This window comes from Amycolatopsis sp. NPDC006125 (assembly GCF_040614195.1).
GTDB lineage: Bacteria > Actinomycetota > Actinomycetes > Mycobacteriales > Pseudonocardiaceae > Amycolatopsis_E > Amycolatopsis_E tucumanensis.
In genome coordinates this window covers 26,957-53,810 of the sequence record NZ_JBEXTZ010000008.1, presented here as the reverse complement: position 1 = coordinate 53,810, position 26,854 = coordinate 26,957, and the positions used below count along the sequence as shown (strand labels likewise).

Below are 26,854 nucleotides of genomic sequence, written 5' to 3'. Positions count from 1 at the left end.
CGCGATGACCGCCGCCCCCGAGCGCGCCGAGGTCGAACTGGCCATCGGCGGCATGACCTGCGCTTCGTGCGCGAACCGGATCGAGCGCAAGCTGAACAAGCTCGACGGGGTCACCGCCACGGTCAACTACGCCACCGAGAAGGCGAAGGTCAGCTTCCCGTCGGGCGTGGACCCGCAGAAGCTGGTCGACACGGTCGTGGCCGCCGGGTACTCGGCCACGCTGCCGCAACCGGCCGGGGACGAGGAAGACCACGTCACCGGCCTGCGGGACCGCGTGCTCGCGGCGGCGGTCCTGTCGCTGCCGGTGGTCGTGCTGGCGATGGTCCCGGCCTGGCAGGTCGACTACTGGCAGTGGATCTCCCTCGCGCTGGCCACGCCGGTCGTGTTCGGCGCCGGCCTGCCGTTCCACGTGGCGGCGTGGACGAACCTCAAGCACCGCGCCGCGACGATGGACACGCTGATCTCGGTCGGCACCCTCGCGGCCTACCTGTGGTCGGTGTACGCGCTGGTGTTCACCGACGCCGGCGAGATCGGGCTGCGGCACCCGTTCGAGCTCACCATCGAGCGCAGCAGCGAAAGCCGCATCTACCTCGAAGTGGCCACGGCGGTGACCACGTTCATCCTGGCCGGGCGCTACTTCGAGGCCCGTGCGAAGCGCCGCGCCGGCGCCGCCCTGCGTGCGCTGCTCGAGCTGGGGGCCAAGGACGTCGCGGTGCTGCGGGACGGCGCCGAGGTGCGGATCCCGGCGTCGCAGCTGGTCGTGGGGGACCGGTTCGTGGTCCGGCCGGGCGAGAAGATCGCCACCGACGGCGAGGTCGAGGAGGGCTCGTCGGCGGTCGACGTGAGCATGCTGACCGGCGAGTCGGTGCCGGTCGAGGTCGGTCGGGGCGACGCGGTCGTCGGCGCCACCGTCAACGCGGGCGGGCGGCTCGTCGTGCGCGCCACCCGCGTCGGCTCGGACACGCAGCTCGCGCAGATGGCGAAGCTCGTCGAGGAGGCGCAGACCGGGAAGGCGCAGGTCCAGCGCCTGGCCGACCGCGTGTCCGGGATCTTCGTGCCGATCGTGCTGGTGCTCGCGCTGGGCACCCTGGTCACCTGGCTCGCGCTCGGCGAGCCCACCACCTCGGCCTTCACCGCGGCGGTCGCGGTGCTGATCATCGCCTGCCCGTGCGCGCTCGGGCTCGCCACGCCGACCGCGCTGCTGGTCGGCACCGGCCGGGGCGCGCAGCTCGGAATCCTGATCAAGGGCCCGGAGGCGCTGGAGTCGACCCGCCGGATCGACACGGTCGTGCTGGACAAGACCGGCACGGTCACCACCGGCCGCATGTCGCTGGTCGACGTGCGGGTCGCCGACGGCGAGGACCGCGACGAGCTGCTGCGGATGGCCGGCTCGCTGGAGCACGCGTCCGAGCACCCGGTCGCCAAGGCCATCGCCGCGGCCGTGGACGAGCACGCGCCCGTCGAGGAGTTCCGCAACGTCGAGGGCCTCGGCGTGCAGGGCGTGGTCGACGGCCGCGCGGTCGTGGTCGGGCGCGCCGCGCTGCTCGCCGACTGGGGCCTGCACCTGCCGGACGCGCTCGCGCGGGCCAAGACCAAGGCGGAGGAGCTGGGCCGCACGGTCGTCGCGGCGGGCTGGGACGGCCGGGTGCGCGGCCTGCTGGTGGTGGCCGACACGGTCAAGCCCACGTCCGCCGAAGCGGTGCGCCGGCTCACGGCGCTGGGGCTGCGGCCGGTCCTGCTCACCGGGGACAACGAGACCGTCGCGAAGGCGGTGGCCCGCGAGGTCGGCATCACCGAGGTGATCGCCGAGGTGCTGCCCGCCGACAAGGTCGACGCGGTGAAACGCCTGCAGGGTAAGGGGAACCGGGTCGCGATGGTCGGCGACGGCGTCAACGACGCGGCCGCGCTCGCGCAGGCCGACCTCGGCCTGGCGATGGGCACCGGCACCGACGTCGCGATCGAGGCGAGCGACCTGACCCTGGTGCGTGGGGATCTGGGCGCGGCGGTCGACGCGATCCGGCTCGCGCGCCGCACGCTCGGCACCATCAAGAGCAACCTGTTCTGGGCGTTCGCCTACAACGTGGCGGCGCTCCCGCTGGCCGCGCTCGGCCTGCTCAACCCGATGATCGCCGGGGCCGCGATGGCGCTGAGCTCGGTGTTCGTGGTGAGCAACTCGCTGCGGCTGCGCGCGTTCTCGTAGGGAAGTAACAACTTCGCGCCTCCCCGGGAGCCGACTACCGTAGCGGTCTCGGACCTGGGGAGGCGTGATGCCCGACGCGATCGTGATCGGTGGCGGCCAGTCCGGGCTCGCCGCGGCCAACGCGCTGCGGGAGGCCGGGCTGAAGCCGGTGGTGCTGGAGGCGGGTGCGGAGCCGGTCGGCTCCTGGCCGCGCTATTACGACAGCCTGACGTTGTTCTCGCCCGCGGGCTACAGTTCCTTGCCGGGCAAGCGTTTTCCCGGCGATCCGCGGCACTACCCGGTGCGCGACGAGGTGGTCGCCTACCTGCGCGACTACGCGGCCGGCCTGGACGTGGACATCCGCACCGGGCACCGCGTGGAATCCGTGCGCCGCAACGGGAACTTCGTCGTGCGGGCCGGGGAGGAGTTCGAGGCGCCGGTCGTCGTGGCCGCCAGCGGGTGGTTCGGCAAGCCGCACACGCCGGCGTTGCCCGGGCTCGATTCCTTCGCGGGCAAGGTGATCCACGCGGCGGACTACCGCGAGCCGAGCGCGTTCGCCGGGCAGCGGATCGTCGTGGTCGGCGCGGGCAACTCGGGCGTGCAGATCGCCGCGGAGCTGGCCGAGGTGTCGTCGGTGACGCTCGCGACCCGCAAGCCGGTGCGGTACGCGCCGCAACGACCGCTGGGCAAGGACCTGCAGTTCTGGTTCTCCGTCACCGGCGTCGCGTACCTGCCGCGCCGCATCAAGGGCGACCCGCCGACCGTGCCGGTGATCGACACCGGCCACTACCGCGGGCTGATCCGCGCCGGGCGGCCGGACCGCCGCCCGATGTTCACCCGGCTCGACGGCAACCACGTCGTGTGGTCCGACGGCCGCCGCGAACCCGTCGACACGCTCCTGCTCGCCACCGGGTACCGGCCGGACATGCCCTACCTCGGCGGCCTCGGCGCGCTGGACGAGCGCGGCATGCCGAAGCACCGGCGCGGGGTGTCCACGTCGGTGCCCGGCCTCGGGTACGTCGGGCTGGAGTGGCAGAGCACGCTGGTGTCCGCGAGCCTGCGCGGCGTCGGCCGCGACGCGCGGTACGTGGTCCGGAAGCTGGCCGCGATGAGGTAGAAGGGACGGTGTGACCGATCGAACCGGGGCGCTGTCCGGCGTCGTCATCGCCGACTTCAGCCGGGTGCTCGCCGCGCCGTACGCGACCATGCTGCTCGCCGACCTCGGCGCCGAGGTGATCAAAGTCGAGCGTCCCGGCGGCGGGGACGACACCCGCGCGTGGGGCCCGCCGCACGCCGACGGGGAGGCCGTCTACTTCCGGTCGGTCAACCGCAACAAGCGCTCGATCACCCTCGACCTCGCCGACCCGGGCGACCTGGCCGCGGCGAAGGCGCTGGCGGACCGCGCCGACGTGGTGGTCGAGAACTTCCGCCCGGGCACGATGGCCCGTTACGGCCTGGGCTACGAGGACCTCGCGGCGGACAACCCGGGCCTGGTGTACTGCTCGATCTCTGGTTTCGGCAGCGGCGCGGGCGCGGCGCTGCCCGGCTACGACCTGCTGCTGCAGGCCGTCGGCGGGCTGATGAGCGTCACCGGCCCCGCACCGGGCGAGCCGACCAAGGTGGGCGTCGCGCTGGTGGACGTCCTGACCGGGCTGCACGCGGCCGTCGGCATCCTGTCCGCGCTGCGCCACCGGGATGCGACTGGCGAGGGGCAGCTGATCGAGGTCAGCCTGCTCGGCTCGCTGCTGTCGAGCATGGTCAACCAGAGCGCGAACCACGTGATGGCCGATGTCGTGCCGGGCATTCTCGGCAACCGGCACCCGTCGGTCGCGCCGTACGAGGTGTTCCAGGCCGCCGACCGGCCGATCGTCATCGCCGTCGGCAACGACCGCCAGTTCGCGGCGCTCACCGAGGCGCTCGGGGTGCCGGAACTGGCGACCGACGAGCGGTTCACCACCAACGCCCAGCGGGTCGCGCACGTGGCCGAGCTGGCCGAGCTCCTCGGCGCCCGGCTGCGCACGCGACCGGCGGACGAGTGGTTCGAGCTGCTCACGCCCCTCGGCGTGCCGTGCGGGCCGGTCAACGACCTCGCCGAGGCGTTCCAGCTCGCCGACCGGCTCGGGCTCGCGCCGCGCGTGCCGCTGGGCGGTCTGGACGTGGTGCGCAACCCGATCGGGCTGACGAAGACGCCGCCGGCCTACCGCCAGCCGCCGCCGAAGCTCGGCGAGCACAGCGACGAGATCCGCAGCTGGCTCAAGGACACCGACTAGCGGTTCGGCAGCAGCTCCTGGGCCTTGGTCTTGAGGCCCTCGACCAGGATGTGCCACGCGTCGCGGTCGCCCTTGAGCATTGCTTCCGTCGTGCTCTTGATCTGCTCGAACGTCGCGTGTGGCGGGATCGGCGGCACCTCCGGGTCGCAGCGCACGTCCAGCAGCGCGGGCCGGTCCGCGGACAGCACCCGGTCCCACGCCGGGCCCAGCCGGTCCGGCGAATCCACCGCGACCGCCTCGAAGCCGAGCGACCGGGCGAACTCGGCGTAGGAGAACTCCGGCAGCGACTGCGACTCCTCGAACTTCGGCGCGCCGCCCATCGCCCGCAGCTCCCACGTGACCTGGTTCAGGTCGTTGTTGTGGAACACGCACACCACCAGCCGCGGGTCGGCCCACAGGTGGTGATAGCGCTGGATCGTGAGCAGCTCGGCCATGCCGTTCATCTGCATCGCACCGTCGCCCTCCAGCGCGATCACCGGCCGGTCCGGGCAGGCGAACTTCGCGCCGATCGCGTACGGCACGCCCGGCCCCATCGTCGCCAGCGTGCCGGACAGCGTGCCGCGCATCCGGCCGCGCATCCGCAGGTTGCGGGCGTACCAGTTGGTCGACGAGCCGGAGTCGGCGGTGACGATCGCGTCCTCCGGGATCCGCTGCGACAGCTCGTGCACGACCCGCATCGGGTTGACCGGGTCCGCCTCGACCATCGCCTGCTGCTCGACGGTCTCCCACCAGGACGCGACGTTCTTCTCGATCTTGTCCCGCCAGGCGCGGTCCTCCCTGCGCCGCACCATCGGCAGCAGCGCCCGCAGCGTGCCCTTCGCCTCGCCGACCAGGTTCACCTCGGTCGGGTAACGCATGCCGATCATGCTGCCGTCGATGTCGATCTGGATCGCGCGCGCCTTGCCGTACTCGGGCAGGAACTGGCTGTACGGGAAGTTCGAGCCGACGATCAGCAGCGTGTCGCAGTCCCGCATCATCTCGTAGCTCGGCCGCGTGCCGAGCAGCCCGATCGAGCCGGTCACGTACGGCAGGTCGTCGGGCAGGACGTCCTTGCCCAGCAACGCCTTCGCGACCCCGGCGCCGGTCAGCTCGGCGATCTCGCGGACCTCGGCGGCGGCGTTGCGCGCGCCCTGCCCGATCAGGATCGCGACCTTCTCGCCTTCGTTGAGGATGTCCGCCGCGCGCCCCAGCTCGTCCTCGGGCGGGATGACCACGGGGTGCGGGAAGCCGGGCGGGCTGGACGGCACGTGCTTGAACGCGTGCTTCGGCGGAGAGTACGGCTCTTCCTGCAGGTCGTTCGGGATGATCACGGCCGTCGGCGCGCGCTTGGCCAGTGCGGTCCGGATGGCGCGGTCGAGAGCGTTCGGCAGCTGCTCGGCGACGTTGACCTCGACGAGGTACTCGCTGGCCACGTCCTTGAACAGCGGCTGCAGGTCCACTTCCTGCTGGTAGGAGCCGCCCATCGCGCTGCGCGCGGTCTGCCCGACGATCGCGACCACCGGCACGTGGTCGAGCTTGGCGTCGTACAACCCGTTGAGGAGGTGGATGGCTCCCGGCCCCGAGGTCGCCATGCACACCCCGACGTGCCCGCTGAACTTGGCGTACCCCACCGCCTCGAACGCGGCCATCTCCTCGTGACGGGCCTGGACGAAGCGAGGTTCGTTGTCCGCCTTGCCGAACGCGGCGACGATCCCGTTGATCCCGTCGCCGGGGTAGGCGAAGACCTGCTCGACGCCCCACTCCCGCAGACGCTTCAGCAGGTGGTCACCGACCGTTTCCGACATGGAAGACTCCTCACGCTCCTCGGCTCAGTCCCACCAGTGACTTACCCGGGCCGCCGCGGCCCGACACCTCGGGCACGGCGGTGCTGATCGCCTGCAGCGGCAGGCCGTCGTAGACCTGCAGGGTCTGCAGGTGGTGCAGCATGATCCCCTCGCGCAACGCCCACGGGCACACGTCGACCTTGCGGATGTCGAGGGTGTCCATGGTCGCCTTGGCGACGATCGCGCCGGCCAGGATCTGCCGCGCGCGCGGCGCGGACACCCCGCGCAGGCGAGCCCGTTCGGACGTCTTCATCTCGGCCAGCCGGGGGATCCACGCGTTGAGCGCGTCGACGGTGAGGGTGCGCCGCACGAACGGGCCGCGCCGCTGCGGCGGCGCCCCGGCCAGCCGGGCGAGCTGCTTGAACGTCTTCGACGTGGCGACAGCGCGGGCGGGCACGCCCTCCCATCTCAGCCGGTCGGCGACCTCGCGCAGCATGTCCCGCACGTGCCGCCGCATCGCCTTGACCTGTTTGACCGACGGCGGGTCGTCCGGCAGGAACATGCGCGTCAGCCTGCCCGCGCCGAGCGGCAGGGACAGCGTGAGCTGCGGTTCGGCGTCGCGGCCGAGGGCGATCTCCAGCGAGCCGCCGCCGATGTCGAGCAGCAGCAGGCGGCCGGCGGACCAGCCGTACCAGCGGTGCGCGGCGGCGTAGGTCAGCCGGGCCTCGTCCTCGCCGGTGAGGAACTGCGGCCGCACGCCGGTGCGCTCCTCGATCCGGTTGATGATCTCGTCCCGGTTCGTCGCGTCCCGGATCGCCGAGGTCGCGAACAGGAACAACTGCTCGACGCGGTGCAGGCGGGCCGCGGCGAGAGCGGACTCGACCGCGTCCACCGCCCGGCAGACGCCCTCCTCCGCGATCGCCCCGCTCTCGTCGATCTGCTCGGCGAGGCGTGTGGGCTCTTTCACAGCCAGTGCGGGCAATGGCGGGGCGCCCGGGTGGGCATCCACGATCTGGAGCTGCGCGGAGTTCGATCCGATGTCCAGCACGCCGAGTCGCATAAGGGCCTAGGTACCCCGTTTAGCCCTGCGCCACACGGCTATCTCCGATCTCATGGAGACGTTCAACTACACCGCGACCGCCGACCTGCCCGCCGACGAGGCGTTCGCGTTCATCTCCGACGCACCCAACCTGCCCCGGTTCCTGCCGCAGGACCTGGCCGAAGGCTGGTTGCGCGCGGACGCGGCGAGCAGACAACTGGCGTGGGGCACGGAGAGCGACGGCGACGATTGCGGTGAGTTGCGGGTGATCGAGCGCGGCCCGGCGCAGTGCGAGATCGCGATGACCGTGCACACCCGGCGCACCGACGGCAACCAGGTGCGCACGGAGATGGAGCAGGCCGTCGCCGCGCTGACCCACAAGGCGAGCGCCGACGCCGACGAGCAGCGTGAGGACCAGCAGGCGGGCTGGGTCTGAGCCCGGCGCAGTGCTCTAATCGGGCACATGCGCGAACACGTGATCGTGTCGTCCACCACCGACAGCGAGGCCACGGCCCGGGAGCTGGCGGCGCAGGCCGTCGAGGCGCGGCTTGGCGCGTGCGCCCAGATCGTCGGACCCATCCTGAGCGTCTACCGGTGGGACGGCGAGGTGCACGCCGATCCCGAGTGGCGGGTGGAGATCAAGACTGCGGCGGACCGGGTGGCGCCGCTGGTCGAGCTGATCAAGGAGCAGCACAACTACGAGGTGCCGGAGATCATCGCGACGCCCATCGAGGGCGGCAGCGCGGAGTACCTCGAGTGGCTGGTCAAGGAGACCAGGGCCGGTTGATCGTTGACGGCCCCGCGCCGAAAACGTAAATTTCTTTCACATGTCGCGTCTGGCCCGGATAGCGCTCGTCGTCCTGTTCTGTGTTGCGATGGTCCCCGTGACGCCGGCATCCGCCGAGAACCGGTTCCACTGGGGAGTCGCCACCGCGGGCTTCCAGTCCGAAGGCAGCGCCCCGGACAGCAACTGGTCGCGCTACGTCGCCAAGGGCGGCGCCGACCCGTACGCCAACGCCACCGACTTCCGGCACCGCTACGCCGAGGACATCCGGCTGGCCCAGGACCTCGGCGTCAACACCTTCCGGTTCAGCGTCGAATGGGCTCGTGTGCAGCCCGCGCCCGGCGTGTGGGACGAGGCCGAGCTGGCCTACTACGACGACGTGGTCCGGCACATCCGCGCCGCGGGCATGACCCCGATGATCACGCTGAGCCACTGGGTGTACCCGGGGTGGGTGGCCGACCAGGGCGGGTTCACCAGCGCCAAGACCGTCGACGACTTCCTCGCCTTCACCACGCGCATCGCGGAGCGCTACGACGACGTGTTGTGGGTGACGTTCAACGAGCCGGTCGCGTTCCTCACCCAGGAGCTGCGGATCGGCGCCGTCAACCCGTTCCAGGTGCCCGCCTGGCAGACCAACGTGGTGCAGGCGCACCGCCGCGCCTACGACGAGATCCACCGGCTCGATCCGGGCGCCCAGGTGACCAGCAACCAGGCCTTCTACGCCGGCTTCAACCCGCTCACCGACCTGGTCGTGATGGACCGGATCAAGGACAAGGTCGACTTCGTCGGGCTGGACTACTACTACGGCATCAGCCTGACGAACCTGACGGCGATCTACGCGGCGTTCGAGCAGTTCTGGAAGGTGAAGCCGCAGCCGGAGGGCATCTACTACGCGCTGCGCTACTACCATGAGCGCTACCCGGACCTGCCGCTCTACGTCGTCGAGAACGGCCTGCCCACGGACAACGGGAACCCGCGCGAGGACGGCTACACCCGCGCCGCGTCGATCCAGGACACGCTGTTCTGGGTGCAGCGCGCGAAGGCCGACGGCATGGACGTCATCGGCTACAACCACTGGAGCATCACCGACAACTACGAGTGGGGCAGCTACCGGCCGCGCTTCGGACTGTACGAAGTGGACGCACTCGGCGATCCGGCGCTGACCCGCAGGCCGACCGACGGCGTCGCGGCGTACCGGGACGTGATCGCGCGCGGCGGCGTCGGGCCGTCGTACCGCCTGGTCCAGGGGCCGGCGCTGTGCTCGCTGACCGCGCCACTGAGCAGTTGCCTGTCGCCCGCCGACCCGTCCGGGCCGCTCGCGCCGCTGGGAACATCCGGGGACCGTCCGTAGTTGTCCGGACATGGCGAAGACGTTGCGGTGGGCCCTGCCCGCGCTGCTCGGCACGGCGGTGGCGGCCCTGTGGGAGATCCCGGTCGCGTTCGGCGGGCGGCCCGACCCCGAGCGCATGCGGCGCTCCCCGCAGTTCCACGACGGCCGGTTCCGCAACCTCGCGCCGCCGCTCGTGCAGCCGGCCAGGGCACGCGACCTGGTCGGCGAGATGGTGTTCGGCAAGCAGCAACGCAAGCCGACCGGACCGGTGCCGCTGGTGCGGCCTGCCGCGCCCGCCGATGAGGGGCTGCACATCACCTGGTACGGCCACGCGTCGTCGCTGATCGAGATCGACGGCCGGAAGGTTCTGGTGGACCCGGTGTGGGGCGAGCGGGTGTCGCCGTCCCGGTTCGTCGGCCCGAAGCGCATGCACCGGCCGCCGCACCAGCTGTCCGAGCTGCCGGAGCTGGACGTGATCATCGTGTCGCACGACCATTACGACCACCTGGACCGGCCGACGGTGGTGCGGCTGGCGAAGACGCAGAGCGCGCCGTTCGTGGTGCCGCTCGGAGTGGGCGCGCACCTGCGGCGGTGGCGGATTCCGGCGGAGCGGATCATCGAGCTGGACTGGGACGAGACGGTCTCGGTCGGCGGGGTGGACGTGACCGCGTCGGCGGCCCAGCACTTCTCCGGGCGGGCCTTCACGCGGAACAACACGCTTTGGGCGTCGTGGATCGTGGCGCGCTCCGGGCGGAAGGTGTTCTACACGGCGGACTCCGGCTACTTCGACGGCTACCGCACGATCGGCGAGAAGTACGGGCCGTTCGACGCCGCGATCGTGCAGATCGGCGCGTACCACCCGGCGTGGCCGGACATCCACATGACGCCCGAGGAGGGGGTCGCCGCGCACCTCGACGTCCGCGGCGGGCTGCTGATCCCGGTGCACTGGGGCACGTTCCGCCTGGCGATGCACGGCTGGGCCGAGCCGGCGGAGCGGGTCTGGCGGGAAGCGAAGGCCCACGACGTGGAGCTGGCGGTGCCGCGCCCAGGCGAGCGGATCGACGTGGACGCCCCGAAGCCGGTCGACCCCTGGTGGCAGCCGATCGGCTGAGCCAAGCAGCTTGAACCAAACCCGAGCTGGGCCGAGGGGCTTTTCTGTCATCCCGGAGCCTGCCCGTCCGGCGAGGACTCCCTTGATCCCTGGACCCGCCGCCTGACACGGCGGCGCGCCCAGCCGCCCCAGATCAGACCCGCACCCTGCTCAACCCGACGCGGTCCGCCGCGCGGCGGATCTTGAAGAACGTGTTCCGGAACCACGCCATCAGCGTCGCGCGCGCGTCCGGGTCCAGCTGCTCCTCACCGGCGGCCTTCACGGCCTTGTAGTGGTCGATGAGGGTGTGCAGCCACGCGTCCACGTCCCGGACGCTCTCCAGCTGCACCATCCCGCCGGTCTCCGGCAGCCGCCGCAGGAACTCCTCGTGCGTGTTGCGGACCCAGTGCGACAGCTTGAGGTCGATCTCGGGGATCACGACCGGCGGGTCCAGCTCGAACGCCAGCCGCGAGCGCCACCCGAGCAGCTCCCGCTCCACCGGGTGGTCCCAGCGGCCGGGGCGGCCCAGCTGATGGCCGGCGATGCGGCGCTCGGCGAACCACAGGAAGTCCTCGGACCCCCGGCGCAGGGTGCTGATCATCGACGGCGCGAGCGCGCCGATCACGGTCCGGTCGACGACGTCCCACGTCGTGCCGCCCGCGAACGGACTGTCGATCTTGAGGGTCTTCGCGGTCCGCACTCTGAATTACTGCCTCATCTTCCCGTTTGTCCGCAACCCGCCAACGGTGTGCTTTACCTCATGCCGAGCCTGCGGTCGAGGCTGATCTCGATCACGACCCGCTCCGGGTTCGGCTTCGGCTGCCGGTGGTACCGCACGGCATAACGGTTTTCCGCGTCCGCCACCGACTCCGGATCCTCGCGGACCACCGCCGATCCCTCCAAACTCGACCAGCGGCGACCGTCCACCTGGCTCACCACGACACGCGCGGGCTGCCCGAGCCGGACGTTGCGCGCCTTGACGCTGCCGCCGCGGCAGATCACCCGCGCCGTGGTGAAGTCCTCGTCCACGGTGACCCCGACCGGCACCACGTGCGGCCTCCCGTCCGGACGCAGGGTCGTGAGCATGCACAGGTGCCGCTCGGCCCAGAACGCCCGCAGCTCGTCGCTGGGCGCCTCGGTGGTCCTGGTCATGCGCGTCCCTTCGCGTCGGTCGGGGTCCATCTTGCCAAGATCTTCTCCATGATGGGCTCCACCCACGCGCTCACCGGCTGGTGCGCCGGTCTCGCGCTCGCCCCGGCCATTGGCGCCGGCTCCGTGCACCAGGCGCTGGCATTCGCCGCGACGACCGCGGGGTTCGCGCTGCTGCCGGACCTCGACCACCCCCACGCTCGCGCCTCGAAGCTGCTCGGGCCGATCACCGGCCTGGTGTGCTGGCTGCTCCGGCACACCTCGGCGGCGCTGTACAAGGTCACGAAGGGCCCGCGCGACGAGCGGGGCCGGGGCAGCCACCGGCACCTGTCGCACACGCTGCTGTTCGCGATCGGCCTCGGCGCCGCGACGACGTACGGCACCCGGGCCGGCGGCTGGTACGTGGTGGCCGGGGTGGTGTTGTTCGCGCTGCTGCTCGCCGCGGACGCGCTGGGGGACTGGCTGCTGCTGGTCGCCGGCGGCGGGGTCGTGTGGTGGGCGCTGACGGCCAGCGCCGCCGCGGAGTTGTCGCAGCTCACCGGCTGGCTGGGGATCGCGGTGGCGGTCGGCTGTTTCGTGCATTGCCTCGGCGACGCGCTCACCGAGTCCGGCTGCCCGTTCCTGTTCCCGGTGCCGATCGCCGGGGAGACCTGGTACGAGCTGCGGCCGCCGTCGTTCCTGCGGTTCCGCACCGGCAAGGGCGTGGAGAAGTTCCTGGTCGTGCCGGTGTTCACGGTGCTGGCGGTGTTGCTGGTGCCCGGCGCGTGGCCGGGTCTGGTCGGGCTGTTCGCGGAACCGACCGTGACCGCAGGCGGCTAGAATCGGACACGATGACGACCCCCGCGAGCCGCACCGGACTGCGCGCCGACGCGCGCCGCAACCGCGCCCGTGTCCTGGCGGCGGCGCACGAGGCGTTCGCGGACGAGGGCCCGTCGGTGCCGCTGGACGAGATCGCCCGGCGGGCGGGGGTCGGCGCCGGCACGGTGTACCGGCACTTCCCCAGCAAGGAACTGCTGTTCGAGGCCGTCGTGCTGGACCGGATCGCATGGCTGGCCGGGCAGGCGCGGGAACGGCTCGACGCGGCCGACCCCGGCGCGGCGTTCTTCGAGTTCTTCGACGTGGTGGCCGAGCAGGCGCTGCTGAACAAGGCCCTGTGCGACGCGCTGGAGGCGAGCACCGGGCTGCCGTTCAAGGCCGCGTCGGACGAACGCGCCGAGTTCCGCGCCGCGTTCGCCGACCTGCTGCGCCGCGCCCAGGCCGCGGGCGCGGTCCGGGCGGACGTCGAACCCGGCGACCTGACCGCGCTGCTCGCGGGCTACCTCGCGATCCAGCGCCAGGCCCCGCAGGGCCGCCCACTGGCGAAGATCATCGCCGACGGCCTGCGCGTCTAGCGCGCGAGCGCCCGATTTCGTCGGTACCTCCTGCGACGATGAACTCGCTGGCCGCGGCCTGACCTGCGTGGGCCCCCACGGCAGGGGTCGTGCGGCCGGTGTCGAGCGCTTCGAGTCTGCGCTGGCGGAGTTCCCGGGCGGGACTGCGGTTCCGGGCGACGTGCCGCGGACCGCGGCGGAGAACTGGGTCGTCCCGGTCGGTGGCAGGCTGGACGCTCCGGTTGCGCCTCGGAGACGCACCCAAGGCGCCGCCAGCCGGAGCGGTCAGCGCTGCACGGCCATCTCGCCCAGCTCGGACCAGTCCTCCTGCGGCACCTCGAAGTTGACGATCCGCGGGGTCTCCGCCAGGTGCGGCGGCAGCGTCCGCTGCGCTTCCTTGAAGTGGTCGGACTGGACGTGCGCGGCACCCGCGTCGCCGTCGCGGAAGGCTTCCACCAGCACGTACTCGTTGGGGTCCTCGACGCTGCGCGACCAGTCGAACCACAGGCACCCCGGCTCGGCGCGGGTGGCGAGCGTGAAGTCCCGCGCGATGTCGGGCCAGTCGTCGGCGTGCTGGGGCAGGATCCGGAACTTCGCGGTGATGAAAATCATGGGTCCACCGTAGAGCCGCGGGGCCGCGACCACATCGGACGCGGCCCCGCGCGGGTCACGGCGTGACGCCGAACTGGTTCGCCAGGTCCGTCAGCATCGCCGAGGCGCCCTGCAGGCTCACGGCGCTGAACCACGTGGTGTCGGAGACGTCGACGATCTTGCCCTTCAGCGTGGCCCACAGCGGGTTGGCCTGGAACTTCGCCTTCGGGTCCTCCGCCGTCTTCGTCTCGTCCTGGTACGACGACACGAAGATGACGTCCGCGTCCAGCTTCGCGATGTCCTCCTGGCTGAGGTTCACCGAGATCTTGTCGCTCGCGTCCGGCTGCCCGGCGGGGCGGGACAGCTTGGCGTCGGCCATCACGATGCCGGGGTAGGACGCGCTGCTGTAGAGCCGCACGGTCGGCTCGCCCTCGACGAACCGCACGATCGACACCGTCGGCGCGCGGCCGAGCTTCGCGGCGATCTCCTGGCCGATCCGCTGCGCCCGCTGCTCGTACGCGCCGATCTTCTGCTCGGCCAGCGGCTCCTTGCCGAGGACCTGCGCGAGCAGCCGGATGTTGTCCTTCCAGATCGCGCCGGTGGTCGTGGAGAAGACCGTCGGGGCGACCCCGGTGAACTGCTCGTAGTACTTCTCGTGCCGCACCTTCGCCGACACGATCACGTCCGGCTTGATGTCGTAGAGCTGCTCGACGTCCGGGGTCTCCAGCGGGCCGATCACCTTGGCGCCCTCGCCGAAGCGGCGGTCCTCGCCGAGGTACTCGGGCAACTGGTCGAAGTTCCGGTACTTCGTGTACGCCACGACCTGGGCTTCCAGCGCGAGCGCGGCGTCCACGTAACTGGTGTCGAGCGCGGCGACCGTCTTCGGCTGCGTCTCGAGCACGGTCGAGCCCATCGCGTGCTGGATGGTGCGCGGGAACCCGGCCTGGCCGGCCCCGCTCTCCTGCGTGGCCTCGTCGCCGCCGCCCCCGCACGCGGTGAGGGTCAGGCTCGCGGTCACGGCCAGCGCCAGTGCTGCTCGCCACGGTCTCGTCATCGTGATCTCTCTTTCGGTTAGCCTTGCCTAACGCGGAGCATAGGATGCGGTTTGTCCCGTTTGGAAGCTCGAGTTGGATAGGCGACATCAGTGACGGTGGTGGCGACAGCCCGGCCACGGACGCGGAGACAGCGTCGTCTCGCCGGTATCGGCGGGCTCGCCGTCCTGCTGGTCCTCATCTGCGCGGCGAGCGTCGCGCTGGGTACGAAGTCGATCCCGCTCGGTGAGGTGTGGACGGCGCTCACCCAGCCGTCCGGGTCCGAATCGGACATCATCGTCCGGTCGCTGCGGTTGCCGCGGACCGTGCTCGGCCTGCTCGTCGGGCTCGCGATCGGTGTCGCGGGGGCGCTCATGCAGGGTCACACGCGCAACCCGCTCGCCGATCCCGGTCTGCTCGGCGTCACGCACGGCGCGGCGCTGGCGGTCGTGTTCGCGGTCGTGGTGCTCGGGATCGACGGCCTCTACGGGTTCATCTGGTTCGGGTTCGCCGGCGCGCTGCTGGCCAGCGTCGCGGTGTTCCTGCTCGGCGCGGTCGGCGGCAAGGGCGCGACCCCGGTGACGCTCGCGCTCGCCGGCGCCGCGGTGAGCGCGCTGCTGCACGGGCTGGTGTCGGCGATCATCCTCGGTGACGAGCGCGGCATGGAGATCTACCGCTTCTGGCGGATCGGGTCGATCGCCGGGCGCGACTTCGCGATCACCGGTCAGATCGCGCCGTTCCTGGTGGCCGGCCTGCTGCTCGCGCTGATGAACACGCCCGGCCTGAACACGCTGGCGCTGGGGGAGGACGTCGCGACCGCGCTCGGCCAGCGCGTGCTGCGCACCCGGGTGCTCGGCGTCGCCGCGATCACGCTGCTGACCGGTTCGGCGGTCGCCGCGTGCGGGCCGATCGCGTTCCTCGGGCTCGTCGTGCCGCACCTGGCCCGCGCGATCACCGGCCCGGACTACCGCTGGCTGGTGCCGGTGGCCGGGCTGCTCGGCGCGGTGCTGCTGCTGACGGCCGACGTGCTCGGGCGGGTGCTGACCGGCGACAACTTCGAGGTGGGCATCCTGCTCGCGATCATCGGGGCGCCCGTGTTCATCGTGCTGGTGCGGCGGCGGGGGCTGAGCAAGGTATGACTCGCAAGGTGCTGGCCGCCGGGCCGGTGGCGTGGACGGTCAAGCCGCGGCTGGTCGCGGTCGTCGTCATCGCGGCGGTGCTGCTGGTGCTCGTCGCCGCGATCAACATCGGGATGGGCAGTTCCCACATCGGGATCTGGAACGTGCTGGAGACCCTGCTCGGCGGCGGGACCCGGCGGGAACGCGGGATCATCTTCGACCTGCGCCTGCCGCGCACGCTCGCCGGTGTGCTGGTCGGCGCCGCGCTCGGGCTGTCCGGCGCGTTGTTCCAGTCGGTCGCGCGGAACCCGCTGGCCAGCCCGGACATCCTGGGCATCACGTGGGGCGCCGGGGTCGGCGCGGTGACCGCGATCGTCGCGGGCGGGTACCGCGGCCAGGTCAGCGGCATGGTGAGCGCGCTCGGCGTGCCGGTCGCCGGGCTGATCGGCGGGCTGCTGGCGGGCGTGCTGCTGTACGTGTTGTCCTGGCGGCGCGGCATCGACGGCTACCGCATGGTGCTGATCGGGATCGGGTTGTGGGCGATCAGCTACAACATCGTGAACTGGCTGCTGGCCGCCGGCGACGTGAACGACGCGGCGCGCGCGACGACGTGGCTGGTCGGCAACCTCGCCGACGTCGGGTGGGATTCGGTCGGCCCGGTCGCGATCGCGCTGGCCGCGCTGGTGCCGATCACGCTGATCTGTGGGCGCACCGTCGGGGGCTTGCAGTTCGGCGACGACACCGCGCGAGGGCTGGGCATCCGGGTCGACGGCGCCCGTGGTGCGCTGCTGTTGCTGGCGGCCGCGCTGGCCGCGATCGCGACCGCAGCGGCCGGGCCGATCACGTTCGTCGCGCTGGCGACGCCGCAGATCGCGGTGCGGCTGGCGAAGACTGCGCAACCGCCGCTGTTCGGGTCGATGGTGCTGGGCGCGCTGCTGACCGTGGGGGCGGACCTGCTGACCCGGTTGCTGCTGCCGGACCTGCCGGTCGGGGTGCTGACCGCGATCCTCGGCGCGCCCTACCTGATCTTCCTGTTCGTCCGGAGCCGCCGGGAGGCACGAGCATGACGTCACGACTGCGGGCCGAGGGCCTGAAGCTGGGGTACGGCGAGCGGCTGGTGGTCGACGGCCTGGACCTGGACGTCCTGGACGGCACGATCACCGCGATCATCGGCCCGAACGGGTGCGGCAAGTCGACCCTGCTGCGGGCGCTGGCGCGGTTGCTGGCGCCGAGGGAGGGCGCGGTCCTGCTGGACGGCGAGCGGATCGACAAGCTGCCGACGCGCGAGGTCGCCAAGGTGGTCGGGCTGCTGCCGCAGTCGCCGGTCGCGCCCGAGGGCCTGACGGTCGGCGACCTGGTGGCGCGCGGGCGGCACCCGCACCAGCGCTGGTACCGGCAGTGGTCGACGTCGGACGACGAGGCGATCTCCACGGCGTTGCGCTTGACCGGGATGGACGTGCTGGAGGACCGCGTGGTCGACGAACTGTCCGGCGGCCAGCGGCAGCGCGCGTGGATCTCGATGACGCTCGCGCAGGAGACCGGATTGCTGCTGCTGGACGAGCCGATCACCTACCTGGACCTGGCCCACCAGATCGACGTGCTGGACCTGGTGCACCGCCTGCACCGCGACCGCGGCACCACGGTCGTGATGGTCCTGCACGATCTGAACCTGGCCGCCCGCTACGCCGACACGCTGGTCGCGATGCGCGACGGGCGGATCATCGCGCAGGGACCGCCGTCGGCCGTGCTGACGGAGCCGCTGCTGGACGAGATCTTCGGCCTCTCGGCGAAGGTCCTGCCCGACCCGGTCTCCGGGACGCCGCTGGTGGTGCCGATCAGCGCACACCTGCAGAACGACGACTGACCGCGGGGGAACCGCCCGGTCGCACCGGCGCTGCTGCGGCCCCATCGCGCCGCCAACGGTGCTGCCGTTGCCGCGTGCCGCCTGCCGCCACCGCGCTACCGCCACCTGGGGGCGCCGCGCCGCCGCCACCGCACCACCCCGGCGGCACCCGGCACGACGGCGCCACCCCGGGGCCGCCGCGGCGGCATCCGCCGCGCCACCGCACCAACCGCCACCCGGGGCCGTCGCGCCGACGGCCGCGCGCCGCCACCGCGCTAACGCCACCAGGGGCCGCCACGCCGCTGCCAACGGTGCGGTCGCTGCCGCGCTGCGCCACCGCCATCGCACCACTGCCACTCCGGGGCCGCCGCACCGACGGCCGCGCGCCGCGTCTCCCGGCGCCACCGCGGGGGCGCCACTGGCGTTGCCACGGCCGCACCGGGCGCGCCGACTACGTGCCGGAGTGGCAACCACCTGCCCGAAGGGCAAACGCGTTGCCGGGAGGGGCGGGGGCAGGGAGTGCCCGGGACGAGGGCGGGCCGGCGAGAGCGGGGCCGGCGAGAGCGGGGCCGGAGAGAGCGGGACCGGAGAGAGCGGGGCCGGAGAGAACGGGGCCGGAGGGGGTGCCGGTGCGAAAGGGGTGGGCCGGGCGCGCGGGTTGTGCTGTAGTGGCGGCATGTCGGCTTCCGCCCTGTTCGCCTACGTTCTCGTCGCGTTGGCCGGTGTCATGACGCCCGGGCTCGACACCATGCTGATGCTGCGCCACACGCTCCTCGGCGGGCGGCGGGCCGGCTTCCGGGCGCTGACCGGGATCAACCTCGGCTGCCTTGTCTGGGGCACGGCGAGCATCGCGGGCCTCACCGCGCTGCTGACGGCCTCCCGCATCGCCTACGACGTGGTTCGCGTCGTCGGCGCGGCCTACCTGATCTGGCTCGGCGCGTCCGCGCTGTGGAAGAGCTTCCGCCGCCACCAGCCCGCCCCGAAGATCAGCGTCGAACCGGCGCGCGGCGCGCTGCGCGCCGGGCTGGTGACGAACCTGCTCAACCCGAAGGTCGGCGTGTTCTACCTGAGCCTGCTGCCACAGTTCCTGCCGGCGGGCCCAGGGCAGGCGGGCTGGGGCGCCCTGCTCGTCCTCATCCACGTGTCGATCGGCTGGCTGTGGATGAGCGCCGTCCTGCTGCTGGCGGACCAGGCGCGCCGGTTCCTGTTGCGGGACGCCGTGCGACGGTGGCTGGACCGTCTCACTGCGACAGTCCTCATCGGACTCGGGGTGCGGATCGCTACGGAGTCCCGCTGAGCGACAGGGCCATGTACTTCACGTCGAGGTACTCCTCGATGCCCTCGGCGCCGCCCTCGCGGCCGAACCCGGACGCCTTGACACCGCCGAAGGGCGCCGACGCGTTCGACACCAGCCCGGTGTTGAGCCCGACCATCCCGGTCGCCATCCGCTCCCCGACGCGGATCGCGCGGTCGAGGTCCCGCGTGAACACGTACGCCACCAGCCCGAACTCGGTGTCGTTGGCCAGCCGGACGGCCTCGTCCTCGTCCTCGAACGTGGTCACCGGCGCGACCGGCCCGAAGACCTCCTCGCGCAGGATGCGCGCGTCCGGCGGGACGTCGGTGAGCACTGTCGGCGCGTAGAAGAAGCCGTCGCCGTCCAGCGCCTTGCCGCCGGTGGTGGCGTGCGCGCCGCGGGACAACGCGTCCTCGACCAGCTCGACGACCTTGTCCCGCTGCTCGGCGCTGATCAGCGGCCCGACCTTCACGCCGTCCTCGGTGCCGTGCCCGACCTTCAGCGACGACATCGCCTCGGTCAGCTGCCGCGTGAACTCTCCGGCCACCGACGAGTGCACGTGGAACCGGTTGGCCGCCACGCACGATTCGCCGTTGTTGCGCATCTTGGCGGTGACCGCGCCCTTGACGGCCGCGTCGAGGTCCGCGTCCTCGAACATCAGGAACGGCGCGTTGCCGCCCAGTTCCATCGACATCCGCTGCAGGTTCGGCGCGCACTGCTCGACCAGCTTGCGCCCCACCTCGGTGGACCCGGTGAAGGACAGCTTCCGGATCCGCGGGTCGGCCAGCGCCGGGTTCACCACCCGGCTCGCCGACGTGCTCGGCAGCACGCTCAGCACACCGTCCGGCAGCCCGGCCTCCTTCAGCAGCCCGGCGAGGTTCAGCATCGACAACGGCGTCAGCTGCGCCGGCTTGACGATCATGGTGCAGCCCGCGGCGATGGCGGGCCCGATCTTGCGGGTGCCCATCGCCAGCGGGAAGTTCCACGGCGTGACCAGGATGCACGGACCCACCGGGTGCTTCGACACCAGCACGCGACCGCCACCGGCCGGGCTGCGCGCGTACCGCCCGTCGATGCGCACGGCCTCCTCCGAGAACCACCGGAAGAACTCCGCGGCGTAGGTGACTTCGGCTTTCGACTCCTCCAGGCTCTTGCCCATCTCCAGCGTCATGAGCCGCGCCAGCTCGTCGGCGCGGTCGGTCATCAGCTGCCACGCGCGGCGCAGGATCTCGCCCCGCTCCCGCGGCGGCGTCGCGGCCCACTCCTCCTGCGTCGCGACGGCCGCCTCGATGGCTTCGCCGACGTCGGCGTCCTGCGCGTCGGAGACCTCGCAGAGCTGCTGCCCGGTCCCCGGGTCCTGCACGCCGAAGCGGCTGCCGTCCGCGGCGTCACGCCACTGACCGGCGAGGAAGATCTGACGCGGTGCTCCATCGAGGGTCATGTGGCGTGACTACCCGTGCGCTCCTCCTCGTATGCCTCCGGCAACCGCCGCATCCGGCGCAACGGCGAGCAGACCAGCCACAGCGCCGAAGCCGCCACCCCTGCGCCCGCCAGCCACAACGTTCCGCGCAGCCCGACCACGCTCGCCAGCACGCCGGCGAGCACGCTCCCGATCGGCCCCGGCGCGAAGTACAGGAACGAGGAGGTGGCCGCCACCCGGCCCTGCAGCCGCTCGGGCGTCACCGCCTGCCGGTAGCTGAGCTGGTGCACGTTGAGCACCACGATGCTCACGCCGGTCAGGAAGTTGCCGACGGGATACCACGCGAGGCCCCAGCCCGGCGTGGTCAACGGGATCATCAGGTACCCGACGCCCCACAGCAGGGCGCTGCTCCACATCAGCCGCGCCTCGCCGAACCGCCTGCCGAGCCGGCGCGCCACGGCCGAGCCGAGCACCGCTCCGGTGAGCCCGCCCGCCTGCAGCAGCCCGATCACGCCCGGCGACAGGTGCACCTCGCGCAGCAGGAACAGCGCCGCCACCGTGATCTGGAACTGCTGGCAAACGCTGACGCACACGTCGTGCGCTCCGATCGCGCGTAGCACCGGGTGCCGGAAGACGAACCGGAGCCCGTCGGCGATCTCGTGCCGCAGCGGCGCCGGCACCCGCGCCGGCGGCACCCGGTCCGGCGCGCGGATCCGCCGCAGCCAGGCCGCGGACCACAGGAAGCTCACCGCGTTCACACCGACCGCCGTCGCCCCGCCGAACAGCTGCACCAGCCACCCCGACAGGCCCGGCGCGGACACCGCCGCGACCGAGACGTTGGCCTGCAACCGCGCGTTGCCCTCCACCAGCTGCGAGCGCGCGACCAGGCTCGGCAGGTATGTCCGGTGCGCCACCTCGAAGAACACCGACAGCACCCCGGCCACCGCCACCACCGCGTACAGCTGCGGCATCGTGAGCGCGCCGAACGCCGCCGCGACCGGCACCGAGCCGAACGCGACCGCCCGCCCGAGGTCGGCCGTCACCAGCACCCGCCGCTTGCGCATGCGGTCCGTCCACGCGCCGACCTGCAACGCCAGCAGCAGGTACGCGAGCGTCTCCAGCGTCCGCAGCACGGACAGCTGGAACGCCGTGGCGTGCAGCGTGATCGCCGCCAGCAACGGCACCGCGAGCAGGTTGATCCGGTCGCCGAACTGGCTCAGCGCGTCCGCCAGCCACAGGCGCCGGAAATCCCCGTGCCGCAACAACCCCCATCGCATGTTCCCCCCTCGCTCCCGCGACCTGAACGACGTTAGCGAGGGGTACCGACAAAAACGGAGTGGCAGAGCCCGGACCCCCCCGACAGGCCCGGGCTCTGCCACTCGAACGACCAGGTACTACCCGATGTCGCGCCGATGAAAACGTGCCAGACCCGTGGCAAGCGCGACCACCGCGATCCCGAGCAGCCACGCGAACGGCGCGACCGCGAAATCGGCGCTCGGCAGCTTCGGCACGTGCGTGAACGGCGAGACGTCGAGCAACAGCTGCGGCGCCTGCACGACCGGCCCGAACAGCGACAGCAGGAGGAACGCCGCCGCCACCCCCCACGCCGCCGTCGCGAACTTCGGCGCGAACCCGAACACCACCACGGCGATCCCGACGACCACCCACACCGCGGGCACCTGCGCGACCGTCGCGCCGAGCACCGCGGGCACCTGGCCGCTCACGTCGCCGACGCGCAACCCGTGCAGCAGTCCCGCGAACACCCCCGACACGACCAGCAGCAGAGCCGTCCCCAGCAGCGAGAACACCAGGTGGCTACCGGCCCACTGCAACCGGCGCACTCGGGTCGCCAGCAGCGGCTCCAGCCGCAGCGCGGTCTCCTCCGCGCGCATCCGCAGCGTCGCCTGCACCGCGTACATCGAGGCGACCATCCCGAAGATGCCGGCGATCGCGGCGAGGAACGTGTCGACCAGGCTCTGCGCGCCGCCCAGCCGCTCGAGCATCTGCTGGGCCTGCGCGCTCTCGCCGACGATGTCGCCGATGCCGGCGGCCAGCGAGCCGAACATGGCCCCCAGCACCGCGAAGCCGACGGTCCAGCCGATCAGCACGCCCTTGTGCAGCCGCCAGGCCAGCGCGAACGGCGACCGCAGCCCGGGCGCCGCCACCGGCGGGCCGGGACGAGCCGGGAAGATGCCCATTCCGACATCCCGCAGCGGCAGCAGCCGGTAGGCCACCGCCCCCAGCACGACGGCCACCGCGACCAGCAGCAGCGCGACGGCCCACCGGTCCCCGGCGAACGGCCGGATCTGCGTCGACCACCCGAGTGGCGACAGCCAGGACAGCCACGAGATGTCCGTGGCCGAGTCGCCGACCGCGCGCAGCAGGAACGCGACCCCGAGCACCGCGGAGGCGATGCCGTTCGCGGTGCGCGAGTACTCGGCGAGCTGGGCGGCGATGGCGGCGACCGCGGCGAACAGCAGCCCGGTCAGCGTGGTCCCGAGCCCGAACGCCACCGACCCGCCCGCGGGCAGCCCCGCGCCGATCAGGCCGAGCGCCACCAGCAGCCCGGTCCCCACCGCGCCGATGGCGGCGGTGATCAGCGCGGCCGTCAAGGCGGCGTAGCGCCCGGTCACGGTCGACGACAGCAACTCCTGCCGCCCGGTGTCCTCCTCCTGGCGGGTGTGCCGCGTGACCGTGAAGATGCAGGCCAGCGCTGTGAACAGGGGCAGGAACACACCGAAGCGCCATGCCGTGAACCCGCCCGCGGTGGACAGGTCGAACGGTGGCCCGTAGAGCAGGGTGATCGACGGGTTCGCGCTCATCCCGGTCGTCAGCGACGCCCGGCTGGCCGCGTCCGGGTACAGCTGGTCGTAGGCGCCGGCGCTGCTCGCCGGCAGCACGCCGATCACCAGCGCCCAGAGCGGCAGCACGACCCGGTCCCGCCGCAGCGCGAGACGCACCAGGTGCCGGGTGCCCACCAGCGCGGTCACCGTGAGCTCGCTTCGGTCGTGTAGTGGCGCAGGAACAGCTCCTCCAGCGTCGGCGGCTGGCTGGTCAGGCTGCGCACGCCGACCTCGGTCAGCTTGCGCAGCACCTGGTCCAGCGACTGGGTCTCGACGTCGAAGCGGACCCGGTTGCCGTCGACCTTGAGGTCGTGCACCTCGGCCAGCGAGCCGAGCCCGTTCGGGTGGCCGGCGAGCTCCGCCACGATCGACGTGCGGGTCAGGTGCCGCAGTTCGCTCAGCGTGCCGGTCTCCACCGCGTGCCCGTTGCGAATGATGCTGACCCGGTCGCACAGCGCCTCGACCTCGGCGAGGATGTGGCTGGACAGCAGCACCGTGCGGCCCTTGTCGCGCTCCTCCTGGATCGCGTACTGGAAGGTGGCCTCCATCAGCGGGTCGAGGCCGGAGGTCGGTTCGTCGAGGATCAGCAGCTCGACATCGGAGGACAGGGCCGCGACGATCGCGACCTTCTGCCGGTTGCCCTTGGAGTAGGTGCGGCCCTTCTTCTTCGGGTCGAGGTCGAACCGCTCGATCAGCTCGTCACGGCGGCGCTTGTCGAGCCCGCCGCGCAGCCGCCCGAGCAGGTCGATGACCTCGCCGCCGGACAGGTTGGGCCAGAGGTTGACGTCTCCGGGGACGTAGGCGAGCCGGTGGTGCAGGCTCGCGGCGTCGCGCCAGGGGTCGCCGCCGAGCAGGCGGACGGTGCCCCGGTCCGCGCGCAGCAGACCGAGCAGGACGCGGATGGTGGTCGACTTCCCGGCCCCGTTCGGGCCGAGGAAGCCGTGCACTTCTCCGGTCTTGACCTGCAGATTCAGGTCGTCGAGGGCCTTGGTCGCACCGAACGACTTGTGCAGGCCCTCGATGGAGATGGCGTTGTCCATGCGGCCGAAGCTACAGTGATTTCACAAAGTTGTGAAGTTAGGAAAACGTATAGATTGGCTGAAGCGCTGGACGAGTGAGGGAGGATGATCTCCATGCGGGACGAAGAGGCGGTTCGCCGGTACGTCGAGCGGCTGGCTCTCGTGCTCAATCAGCTCGGCATCCAGCGCATGGCCGCGCGCGTGTTCGCCGCGCTCGTGGTCACCGACGACAGCCGGCTCACCGCGGCGGAGCTGGCAGAGAACCTGCAGGTCAGCCCGGCGGCGGTGTCCGGGGCGGTGCGCTACCTGGAGCAGGTGGGGCTGGTCGAGCGGGAGCGGGAGCCCGGGTCGCGGCGCGACCACTTCCGGGTGCTCGACAACATGTGGTACGCCAGCATGCGCAAGCGCGACCGCTTCGTGGAGATGTGGCGGGACGCGGCCGAGGAGGGCATCGACGCGGTGGGGGCCGACACCCCGGCCGGCAGGCGGCTCGCCGACATGCGCGACTTCCTGTCGTTCATCATCAGGGAGCTGCCGCTGCTGTTCGAGCGCTGGGAGAAGGAGCGGGCGAGCCGCTAGGGCAGGACGGCCTTGACGAGCTTGCGAGCCAGCGTCGTCGGGTCCCCGGCCTCGGTGTCCCAGTGCCGCAGGAACCCTTGCTGGAAGGCGGCGCCCAGCAACAGCGTCGCGATCGCGTCGGGGTCCGATGTGGACGGCAGGCGGCCCAGGTCCCGTTCCGCGCGGAGGTAGTTCGCCAGCCGGGTCACGGGGGTGCGCGGCCCGGCGCCGTGCTCGTGGATCGCGGCGCGGTGGGCCGCCAGCAGTTCCCGCGAGGAGAACAGGGAAGCGCCGATCGGGAAGCTCTCGGTGTAGAAGTCGATCGCCGTGCTGGTGATCCGGACCAGGTTGCCGCGCACCGTGTGACGTCCGGGCGTGAGGTCGCCGAGCACCGCGTTCAGCCCGGGCAGCTGCGAGGTCATCACGCCGAGGAAGATCTCGGTCTTGTCCGCGAAGTGCTTGTACAGCGCCGCTTCCGAAAACCCGGCGGCGCGGGCGATCTCCTTGGTGGTGGCGCGCGCGTAGCCCTGCTCGCGCATCACCTCCGCGGCCGCGGCCAGGATCTTCTCCCGAGTTCCCATGCGTCCTCAGCGTTCTCTCAGTGCTCGCTTGACGGTTAGTGAGTGCTCACCCACCATAGCAGGTGAGTGAACACTAACCAGGGAGGAAGAATGAAGCTGACGGTGTTCGGCGCGACCGGCGGGACGGGTGTGGAGGTCGTGCGGCAGGCGCTCGCCGCGGGTCACCAGGTGACGGCGGTGGTGCGTGATCCGGCGCGGCTGGACGTGCCGGCGCAGGCGCGGCTGGAGGTCGTGACCGCGGACGTGTTCGACGCGGATTCGCTGGTGCCCGCCATCACCGGCCGCGAGGCCGTGCTGTCCGCGCTGGGCCCCCGCGACCGGGGGCCGAGCGTGATCTGCCGGGACGGGACGAGCGCCATCATGACCGCCATGGCCGCGGCCGGCGTGCGGCGGCTGGTCGTGGTGAGCAACAGCGGCATGCACCGCGAGGGGGACGGGTGGTTCACGCGTCTGGTGGTCAAGCCGCTGCTGATCCGCATGTTGCGCGAGGGGTACGCCGACATGGGCGAGATGGAGCGCCGGGTGATCGAGTCCGGGCTCGACTGGACGATCGTGCGCCCGCCGAAGCTCAACGACGGCCGTCACACCGGCCGCATCGCGAGCGAGACCAGGGGAAACGTGCGCGGCAGCTTCAGCATCTCCCGCGCGGACCTGGCCGACTACGTGCTGCGCGCGGCCGCGGATCCGGAGCTGACGAGGATGGCCGTGTCGATCGCCAAGGGCTAATGTGAACGGGTGTCAACTTCACGTGCTGCCCTGACTCTCGCGGCCACCGTCGGACTCGCCCCGGTGCTGGTCGCCCAGGGCCTGCACGTGCGCCGGACGACACCGCGGCTGCCGGGCGCGTCCGGACCGCTGCGGGGCTCGGCGCACGGGCCGGACCCGTTGCGGTTGCTGGTGATCGGCGAGTCCACTGTGGATGGCGTCGGCGCGGAGACGCACGAGGAGGCGCTGACCGGGCAGCTGGCCGCGGCGCTGGCCCGCAGGCTGGGGCGCGGGATCGACTGGCGCGTGGCCGGGCGGACGGGCGCCAACGCGCGCACCGTCCGGACGGAGCTGCTCGGCGAGGCGTGCCGGGAGCGGGCGGACCTGGTCGTGGTGGCGCTCGGGGTGAACGACACCATCGAGATGCGCTCACCCGCCCGCTACCGGCGCGACCTGCTGGAACTGGTGGTGACGGCGCGGCGGGCGCTCGGGCCGGTCCCGGTGCTGCTGGCCGGCGTCCCGCCGCTCGCCGCGTTCCCGTCGCTGCCGCAGCCGTTGCGCCTCGTGCTGGGCCTGCGGGGTGAGGCGCTGGACGCGGCGGCGGCGACGCTCGCGGGGCTGCCCGGGGTCACCCACTGCCCGGTGCCGCGCGAGGTGGTCGACCCGGAGCTGTTCGCGGCGGACGGGTTCCACCCCGGACCGGCCGGCTACCGGCTGTGGGCGGACAAGCTGGCGGAGACCGTCGCATTGGGCTGATCGGGTGAAACCGGCCGCCGCCGACCAGGTGCTTTGGAAAAACTTCTGTCGCTGTGTATCTGGCGAGGGCCTCCCGGCGTCATAGGGGGCGTTGGCTGGTTGCACACCGACTGGAGGAACG

The 26,854-nt window shown here is 72.1% G+C and carries 27 protein-coding genes; 16 read left to right on the top strand and 11 right to left on the bottom strand.

From position 1 onward, the window contains the following. The first annotated feature begins 4 nt into the window (after nt 1–4). The 3 genes from ABZ193_RS06550 (at nt 5) to ABZ193_RS06540 (ending at nt 4,449) form a co-directional block, all read left to right on the top strand. Nucleotides 5–2,200, top strand: coding sequence for a heavy metal translocating P-type ATPase (locus ABZ193_RS06550; RefSeq protein WP_354709179.1), 2,196 nt, complete (start codon nt 5–7; stop codon nt 2,198–2,200). 67 nt (nt 2,201–2,267) lie between these two features. Continuing rightward, nucleotides 2,268–3,296 (top strand): NAD(P)/FAD-dependent oxidoreductase, encoded by a 1,029-nt coding sequence (locus tag ABZ193_RS06545; protein ID WP_354709178.1) that lies wholly within the window; start codon nt 2,268–2,270, stop codon nt 3,294–3,296. A gap of 10 nt (nt 3,297–3,306) precedes the next feature. Next, on the top strand, nt 3,307–4,449 hold the full coding sequence (locus ABZ193_RS06540; protein ID WP_354709177.1) for a CoA transferase: 1,143 nt from the start codon (nt 3,307–3,309) through the stop codon (nt 4,447–4,449). Here the strand turns inward: ABZ193_RS06540 and ABZ193_RS06535 are convergent. Then, nucleotides 4,446–6,233, bottom strand: coding sequence for a thiamine pyrophosphate-requiring protein (locus ABZ193_RS06535; protein ID WP_354709176.1), 1,788 nt, complete (start codon nt 6,231–6,233; stop codon nt 4,446–4,448). The genes ABZ193_RS06540 and ABZ193_RS06535 overlap by 4 nt on opposite strands. Nucleotides 6,234–6,243: 10 nt before the next feature. After that, a complete protein-coding gene (locus ABZ193_RS06530; protein WP_354709174.1) occupies nt 6,244–7,260 on the bottom strand; it encodes a Ppx/GppA phosphatase family protein in 1,017 nt (338 codons plus the stop codon). Between the two features lie 64 nt (nt 7,261–7,324). Between ABZ193_RS06530 and ABZ193_RS06525 the strand changes: the two genes are divergently transcribed. The 4 genes from ABZ193_RS06525 (at nt 7,325) to ABZ193_RS06510 (ending at nt 10,476) form a co-directional block, all read left to right on the top strand. Beyond that, nucleotides 7,325–7,687 carry a hypothetical protein gene (locus ABZ193_RS06525; RefSeq protein ID WP_020416541.1) on the top strand — a complete coding sequence of 121 codons (363 nt, stop codon included), beginning with the start codon at nt 7,325–7,327 and terminating at the stop codon, nt 7,685–7,687. Between the two features lie 27 nt (nt 7,688–7,714). After that, complete coding sequence (gene cutA, locus ABZ193_RS06520; RefSeq protein WP_020416542.1) at nt 7,715–8,038, top strand: divalent-cation tolerance protein CutA; 324 nt, start codon at nt 7,715–7,717, stop codon at nt 8,036–8,038. A gap of 88 nt (nt 8,039–8,126) precedes the next feature. Beyond that, nucleotides 8,127–9,386: a family 1 glycosylhydrolase gene (locus ABZ193_RS06515; protein WP_354709211.1), complete on the top strand. Its 1,260-nt coding sequence runs from the start codon at nt 8,127–8,129 to the stop codon at nt 9,384–9,386. Nucleotides 9,387–9,396: 10 nt separating this feature from the next. Next, entirely contained in the window at nt 9,397–10,476 is a 1,080-nt protein-coding gene (locus tag ABZ193_RS06510) for an MBL fold metallo-hydrolase (protein WP_237338411.1), read from the top strand. Between the two features lie 133 nt (nt 10,477–10,609). Here ABZ193_RS06510 and ABZ193_RS06505 read toward each other — a convergent pair whose 3' ends face one another. Both ABZ193_RS06505 and ABZ193_RS06500 read right to left on the bottom strand, forming a co-directional pair. Beyond that, nucleotides 10,610–11,155, bottom strand: coding sequence for a hypothetical protein (locus tag ABZ193_RS06505; protein WP_020416545.1), 546 nt, complete (start codon nt 11,153–11,155; stop codon nt 10,610–10,612). Nucleotides 11,156–11,208: 53 nt separating this feature from the next. Then, nucleotides 11,209–11,637 (bottom strand): TIGR03618 family F420-dependent PPOX class oxidoreductase, encoded by a 429-nt coding sequence (locus ABZ193_RS06500; RefSeq protein ID WP_354709172.1) that lies wholly within the window; start codon nt 11,635–11,637, stop codon nt 11,209–11,211. An 18-nt stretch (nt 11,638–11,655) separates the two neighbouring features. Here ABZ193_RS06500 and ABZ193_RS06495 point away from each other — a divergent pair, with 18 nt between their 5' ends. Both ABZ193_RS06495 and ABZ193_RS06490 read left to right on the top strand, forming a co-directional pair. Then, on the top strand, nt 11,656–12,423 hold the full coding sequence (locus ABZ193_RS06495) for a metal-dependent hydrolase (RefSeq protein WP_027935637.1): 768 nt from the start codon (nt 11,656–11,658) through the stop codon (nt 12,421–12,423). An 11-nt stretch (nt 12,424–12,434) separates the two neighbouring features. Continuing rightward, nucleotides 12,435–12,995: a helix-turn-helix domain-containing protein gene (locus ABZ193_RS06490; protein ID WP_354709170.1), complete on the top strand. Its 561-nt coding sequence runs from the start codon at nt 12,435–12,437 to the stop codon at nt 12,993–12,995. A gap of 264 nt (nt 12,996–13,259) precedes the next feature. Here ABZ193_RS06490 and ABZ193_RS06485 read toward each other — a convergent pair whose 3' ends face one another. Next, nucleotides 13,260–13,586: a putative quinol monooxygenase gene (locus ABZ193_RS06485; RefSeq protein ID WP_020416549.1), complete on the bottom strand. Its 327-nt coding sequence runs from the start codon at nt 13,584–13,586 to the stop codon at nt 13,260–13,262. A 55-nt stretch (nt 13,587–13,641) separates the two neighbouring features. After that, the gene (locus tag ABZ193_RS06480; RefSeq protein ID WP_235716056.1) at nt 13,642–14,619 is read right to left on the bottom strand and encodes an iron-siderophore ABC transporter substrate-binding protein; all 978 of its coding nucleotides are present in this window, start codon (nt 14,617–14,619) and stop codon (nt 13,642–13,644) included. A gap of 90 nt (nt 14,620–14,709) precedes the next feature. On the opposite strand from ABZ193_RS06480, the gene ABZ193_RS06475 reads away from it, so the two are divergent. The 4 genes from ABZ193_RS06475 to ABZ193_RS06460 all read left to right on the top strand — a co-directional run bounded on the left by ABZ193_RS06475 (nt 14,710) and on the right by ABZ193_RS06460 (nt 18,854). Then, nucleotides 14,710–15,735 carry an iron chelate uptake ABC transporter family permease subunit gene (locus ABZ193_RS06475; RefSeq protein ID WP_020416551.1) on the top strand — a complete coding sequence of 342 codons (1,026 nt, stop codon included), beginning with the start codon at nt 14,710–14,712 and terminating at the stop codon, nt 15,733–15,735. Further along, entirely contained in the window at nt 15,732–16,781 is a 1,050-nt protein-coding gene (locus tag ABZ193_RS06470; RefSeq protein WP_354709168.1) for an iron ABC transporter permease, read from the top strand. Before ABZ193_RS06475 ends, ABZ193_RS06470 begins: the two co-directional genes overlap by 4 nt. Next, nucleotides 16,778–17,578: an ABC transporter ATP-binding protein gene (locus tag ABZ193_RS06465; RefSeq protein WP_020416553.1), complete on the top strand. Its 801-nt coding sequence runs from the start codon at nt 16,778–16,780 to the stop codon at nt 17,576–17,578. The genes ABZ193_RS06470 and ABZ193_RS06465 overlap by 4 nt, the downstream gene beginning before the upstream one ends. Before the next feature lie 655 nt (nt 17,579–18,233). Beyond that, nucleotides 18,234–18,854, top strand: a complete 621-nt coding sequence (locus tag ABZ193_RS06460) for a LysE family translocator (protein ID WP_354709166.1) — start codon at nt 18,234–18,236, stop codon at nt 18,852–18,854. Here the strand turns inward: ABZ193_RS06460 and ABZ193_RS06455 are convergent. From ABZ193_RS06455 to ABZ193_RS06440, 4 genes are all read right to left on the bottom strand, one after another. After that, nucleotides 18,838–20,292 (bottom strand): NAD-dependent succinate-semialdehyde dehydrogenase, encoded by a 1,455-nt coding sequence (locus tag ABZ193_RS06455; RefSeq protein WP_354709165.1) that lies wholly within the window; start codon nt 20,290–20,292, stop codon nt 18,838–18,840. The two genes, ABZ193_RS06460 and ABZ193_RS06455, sit on opposite strands and share 17 nt — an antisense overlap. Next, on the bottom strand, nt 20,289–21,548 hold the full coding sequence (locus ABZ193_RS06450) for an MFS transporter (RefSeq protein WP_354709164.1): 1,260 nt from the start codon (nt 21,546–21,548) through the stop codon (nt 20,289–20,291). The genes ABZ193_RS06455 and ABZ193_RS06450 overlap by 4 nt, the downstream gene beginning before the upstream one ends. A 117-nt stretch (nt 21,549–21,665) precedes the next feature. Beyond that, nucleotides 21,666–23,261 (bottom strand): ABC transporter permease, encoded by a 1,596-nt coding sequence (locus tag ABZ193_RS06445; RefSeq protein ID WP_354709162.1) that lies wholly within the window; start codon nt 23,259–23,261, stop codon nt 21,666–21,668. After that, nucleotides 23,258–24,154 (bottom strand): ABC transporter ATP-binding protein, encoded by an 897-nt coding sequence (locus ABZ193_RS06440; protein WP_020419465.1) that lies wholly within the window; start codon nt 24,152–24,154, stop codon nt 23,258–23,260. Before ABZ193_RS06440 ends, ABZ193_RS06445 begins: the two co-directional genes overlap by 4 nt. Nucleotides 24,155–24,238: 84 nt before the next feature. On the opposite strand from ABZ193_RS06440, the gene ABZ193_RS06435 reads away from it, so the two are divergent. Beyond that, nucleotides 24,239–24,712: a MarR family transcriptional regulator gene (locus tag ABZ193_RS06435; protein WP_027936085.1), complete on the top strand. Its 474-nt coding sequence runs from the start codon at nt 24,239–24,241 to the stop codon at nt 24,710–24,712. On the opposite strand, the gene ABZ193_RS06430 is transcribed toward ABZ193_RS06435, so the two are convergent. Further along, nucleotides 24,709–25,272, bottom strand: coding sequence for a TetR/AcrR family transcriptional regulator (locus ABZ193_RS06430; RefSeq protein ID WP_020419467.1), 564 nt, complete (start codon nt 25,270–25,272; stop codon nt 24,709–24,711). The genes ABZ193_RS06435 and ABZ193_RS06430 overlap by 4 nt on opposite strands. A 90-nt stretch (nt 25,273–25,362) precedes the next feature. On the opposite strand from ABZ193_RS06430, the gene ABZ193_RS06425 reads away from it, so the two are divergent. Together ABZ193_RS06425 and ABZ193_RS06420 are read left to right on the top strand one after the other, a co-directional pair. Then, on the top strand, nt 25,363–25,998 hold the full coding sequence (locus tag ABZ193_RS06425) for an NAD(P)-binding oxidoreductase (protein WP_354709160.1): 636 nt from the start codon (nt 25,363–25,365) through the stop codon (nt 25,996–25,998). A gap of 9 nt (nt 25,999–26,007) precedes the next feature. Continuing rightward, complete coding sequence (locus ABZ193_RS06420) at nt 26,008–26,733, top strand: SGNH/GDSL hydrolase family protein (RefSeq protein WP_354709159.1); 726 nt, start codon at nt 26,008–26,010, stop codon at nt 26,731–26,733. Nucleotides 26,734–26,854 lie beyond the last annotated feature (121 nt).

What these genes read in the sequence shown, in the direction of transcription:
- ABZ193_RS06495 (WP_027935637.1), top strand. Translation starts at nt 11,656, where the DNA reads ATGATGGGCTCCACCCACGCGCTCACCGGCTGGTGCGCCGGTCTCGCG.
- ABZ193_RS06425 (WP_354709160.1), top strand. Translation starts at nt 25,363, where the DNA reads ATGAAGCTGACGGTGTTCGGCGCGACCGGCGGGACGGGTGTGGAGGTC.
- ABZ193_RS06500 (WP_354709172.1), bottom strand. Translation starts at nt 11,637, where the DNA reads ATGGACCCCGACCGACGCGAAGGGACGCGCATGACCAGGACCACCGAG.
- ABZ193_RS06545 (WP_354709178.1), top strand. Translation starts at nt 2,268, where the DNA reads ATGCCCGACGCGATCGTGATCGGTGGCGGCCAGTCCGGGCTCGCCGCG.
- ABZ193_RS06535 (WP_354709176.1), bottom strand. Translation starts at nt 6,233, where the DNA reads ATGTCGGAAACGGTCGGTGACCACCTGCTGAAGCGTCTGCGGGAGTGG.
- ABZ193_RS06440 (WP_020419465.1), bottom strand. Translation starts at nt 24,154, where the DNA reads ATGGACAACGCCATCTCCATCGAGGGCCTGCACAAGTCGTTCGGTGCG.
- ABZ193_RS06525 (WP_020416541.1), top strand. Translation starts at nt 7,325, where the DNA reads ATGGAGACGTTCAACTACACCGCGACCGCCGACCTGCCCGCCGACGAG.
- ABZ193_RS06430 (WP_020419467.1), bottom strand. Translation starts at nt 25,272, where the DNA reads ATGGGAACTCGGGAGAAGATCCTGGCCGCGGCCGCGGAGGTGATGCGC.
- cutA (WP_020416542.1), top strand. Translation starts at nt 7,715, where the DNA reads ATGCGCGAACACGTGATCGTGTCGTCCACCACCGACAGCGAGGCCACG.
- ABZ193_RS06480 (WP_235716056.1), bottom strand. Translation starts at nt 14,619, where the DNA reads ATGACGAGACCGTGGCGAGCAGCACTGGCGCTGGCCGTGACCGCGAGC.
- ABZ193_RS06450 (WP_354709164.1), bottom strand. Translation starts at nt 21,548, where the DNA reads ATGCGATGGGGGTTGTTGCGGCACGGGGATTTCCGGCGCCTGTGGCTG.
- ABZ193_RS06435 (WP_027936085.1), top strand. Translation starts at nt 24,239, where the DNA reads ATGATCTCCATGCGGGACGAAGAGGCGGTTCGCCGGTACGTCGAGCGG.
- ABZ193_RS06550 (WP_354709179.1), top strand. Translation starts at nt 5, where the DNA reads ATGACCGCCGCCCCCGAGCGCGCCGAGGTCGAACTGGCCATCGGCGGC.
- ABZ193_RS06460 (WP_354709166.1), top strand. Translation starts at nt 18,234, where the DNA reads ATGTCGGCTTCCGCCCTGTTCGCCTACGTTCTCGTCGCGTTGGCCGGT.
- ABZ193_RS06515 (WP_354709211.1), top strand. Translation starts at nt 8,127, where the DNA reads ATGGTCCCCGTGACGCCGGCATCCGCCGAGAACCGGTTCCACTGGGGA.
- ABZ193_RS06465 (WP_020416553.1), top strand. Translation starts at nt 16,778, where the DNA reads ATGACGTCACGACTGCGGGCCGAGGGCCTGAAGCTGGGGTACGGCGAG.
- ABZ193_RS06470 (WP_354709168.1), top strand. Translation starts at nt 15,732, where the DNA reads ATGACTCGCAAGGTGCTGGCCGCCGGGCCGGTGGCGTGGACGGTCAAG.
- ABZ193_RS06490 (WP_354709170.1), top strand. Translation starts at nt 12,435, where the DNA reads ATGACGACCCCCGCGAGCCGCACCGGACTGCGCGCCGACGCGCGCCGC.
- ABZ193_RS06455 (WP_354709165.1), bottom strand. Translation starts at nt 20,292, where the DNA reads ATGACCCTCGATGGAGCACCGCGTCAGATCTTCCTCGCCGGTCAGTGG.
- ABZ193_RS06485 (WP_020416549.1), bottom strand. Translation starts at nt 13,586, where the DNA reads ATGATTTTCATCACCGCGAAGTTCCGGATCCTGCCCCAGCACGCCGAC.
- ABZ193_RS06510 (WP_237338411.1), top strand. Translation starts at nt 9,397, where the DNA reads ATGGCGAAGACGTTGCGGTGGGCCCTGCCCGCGCTGCTCGGCACGGCG.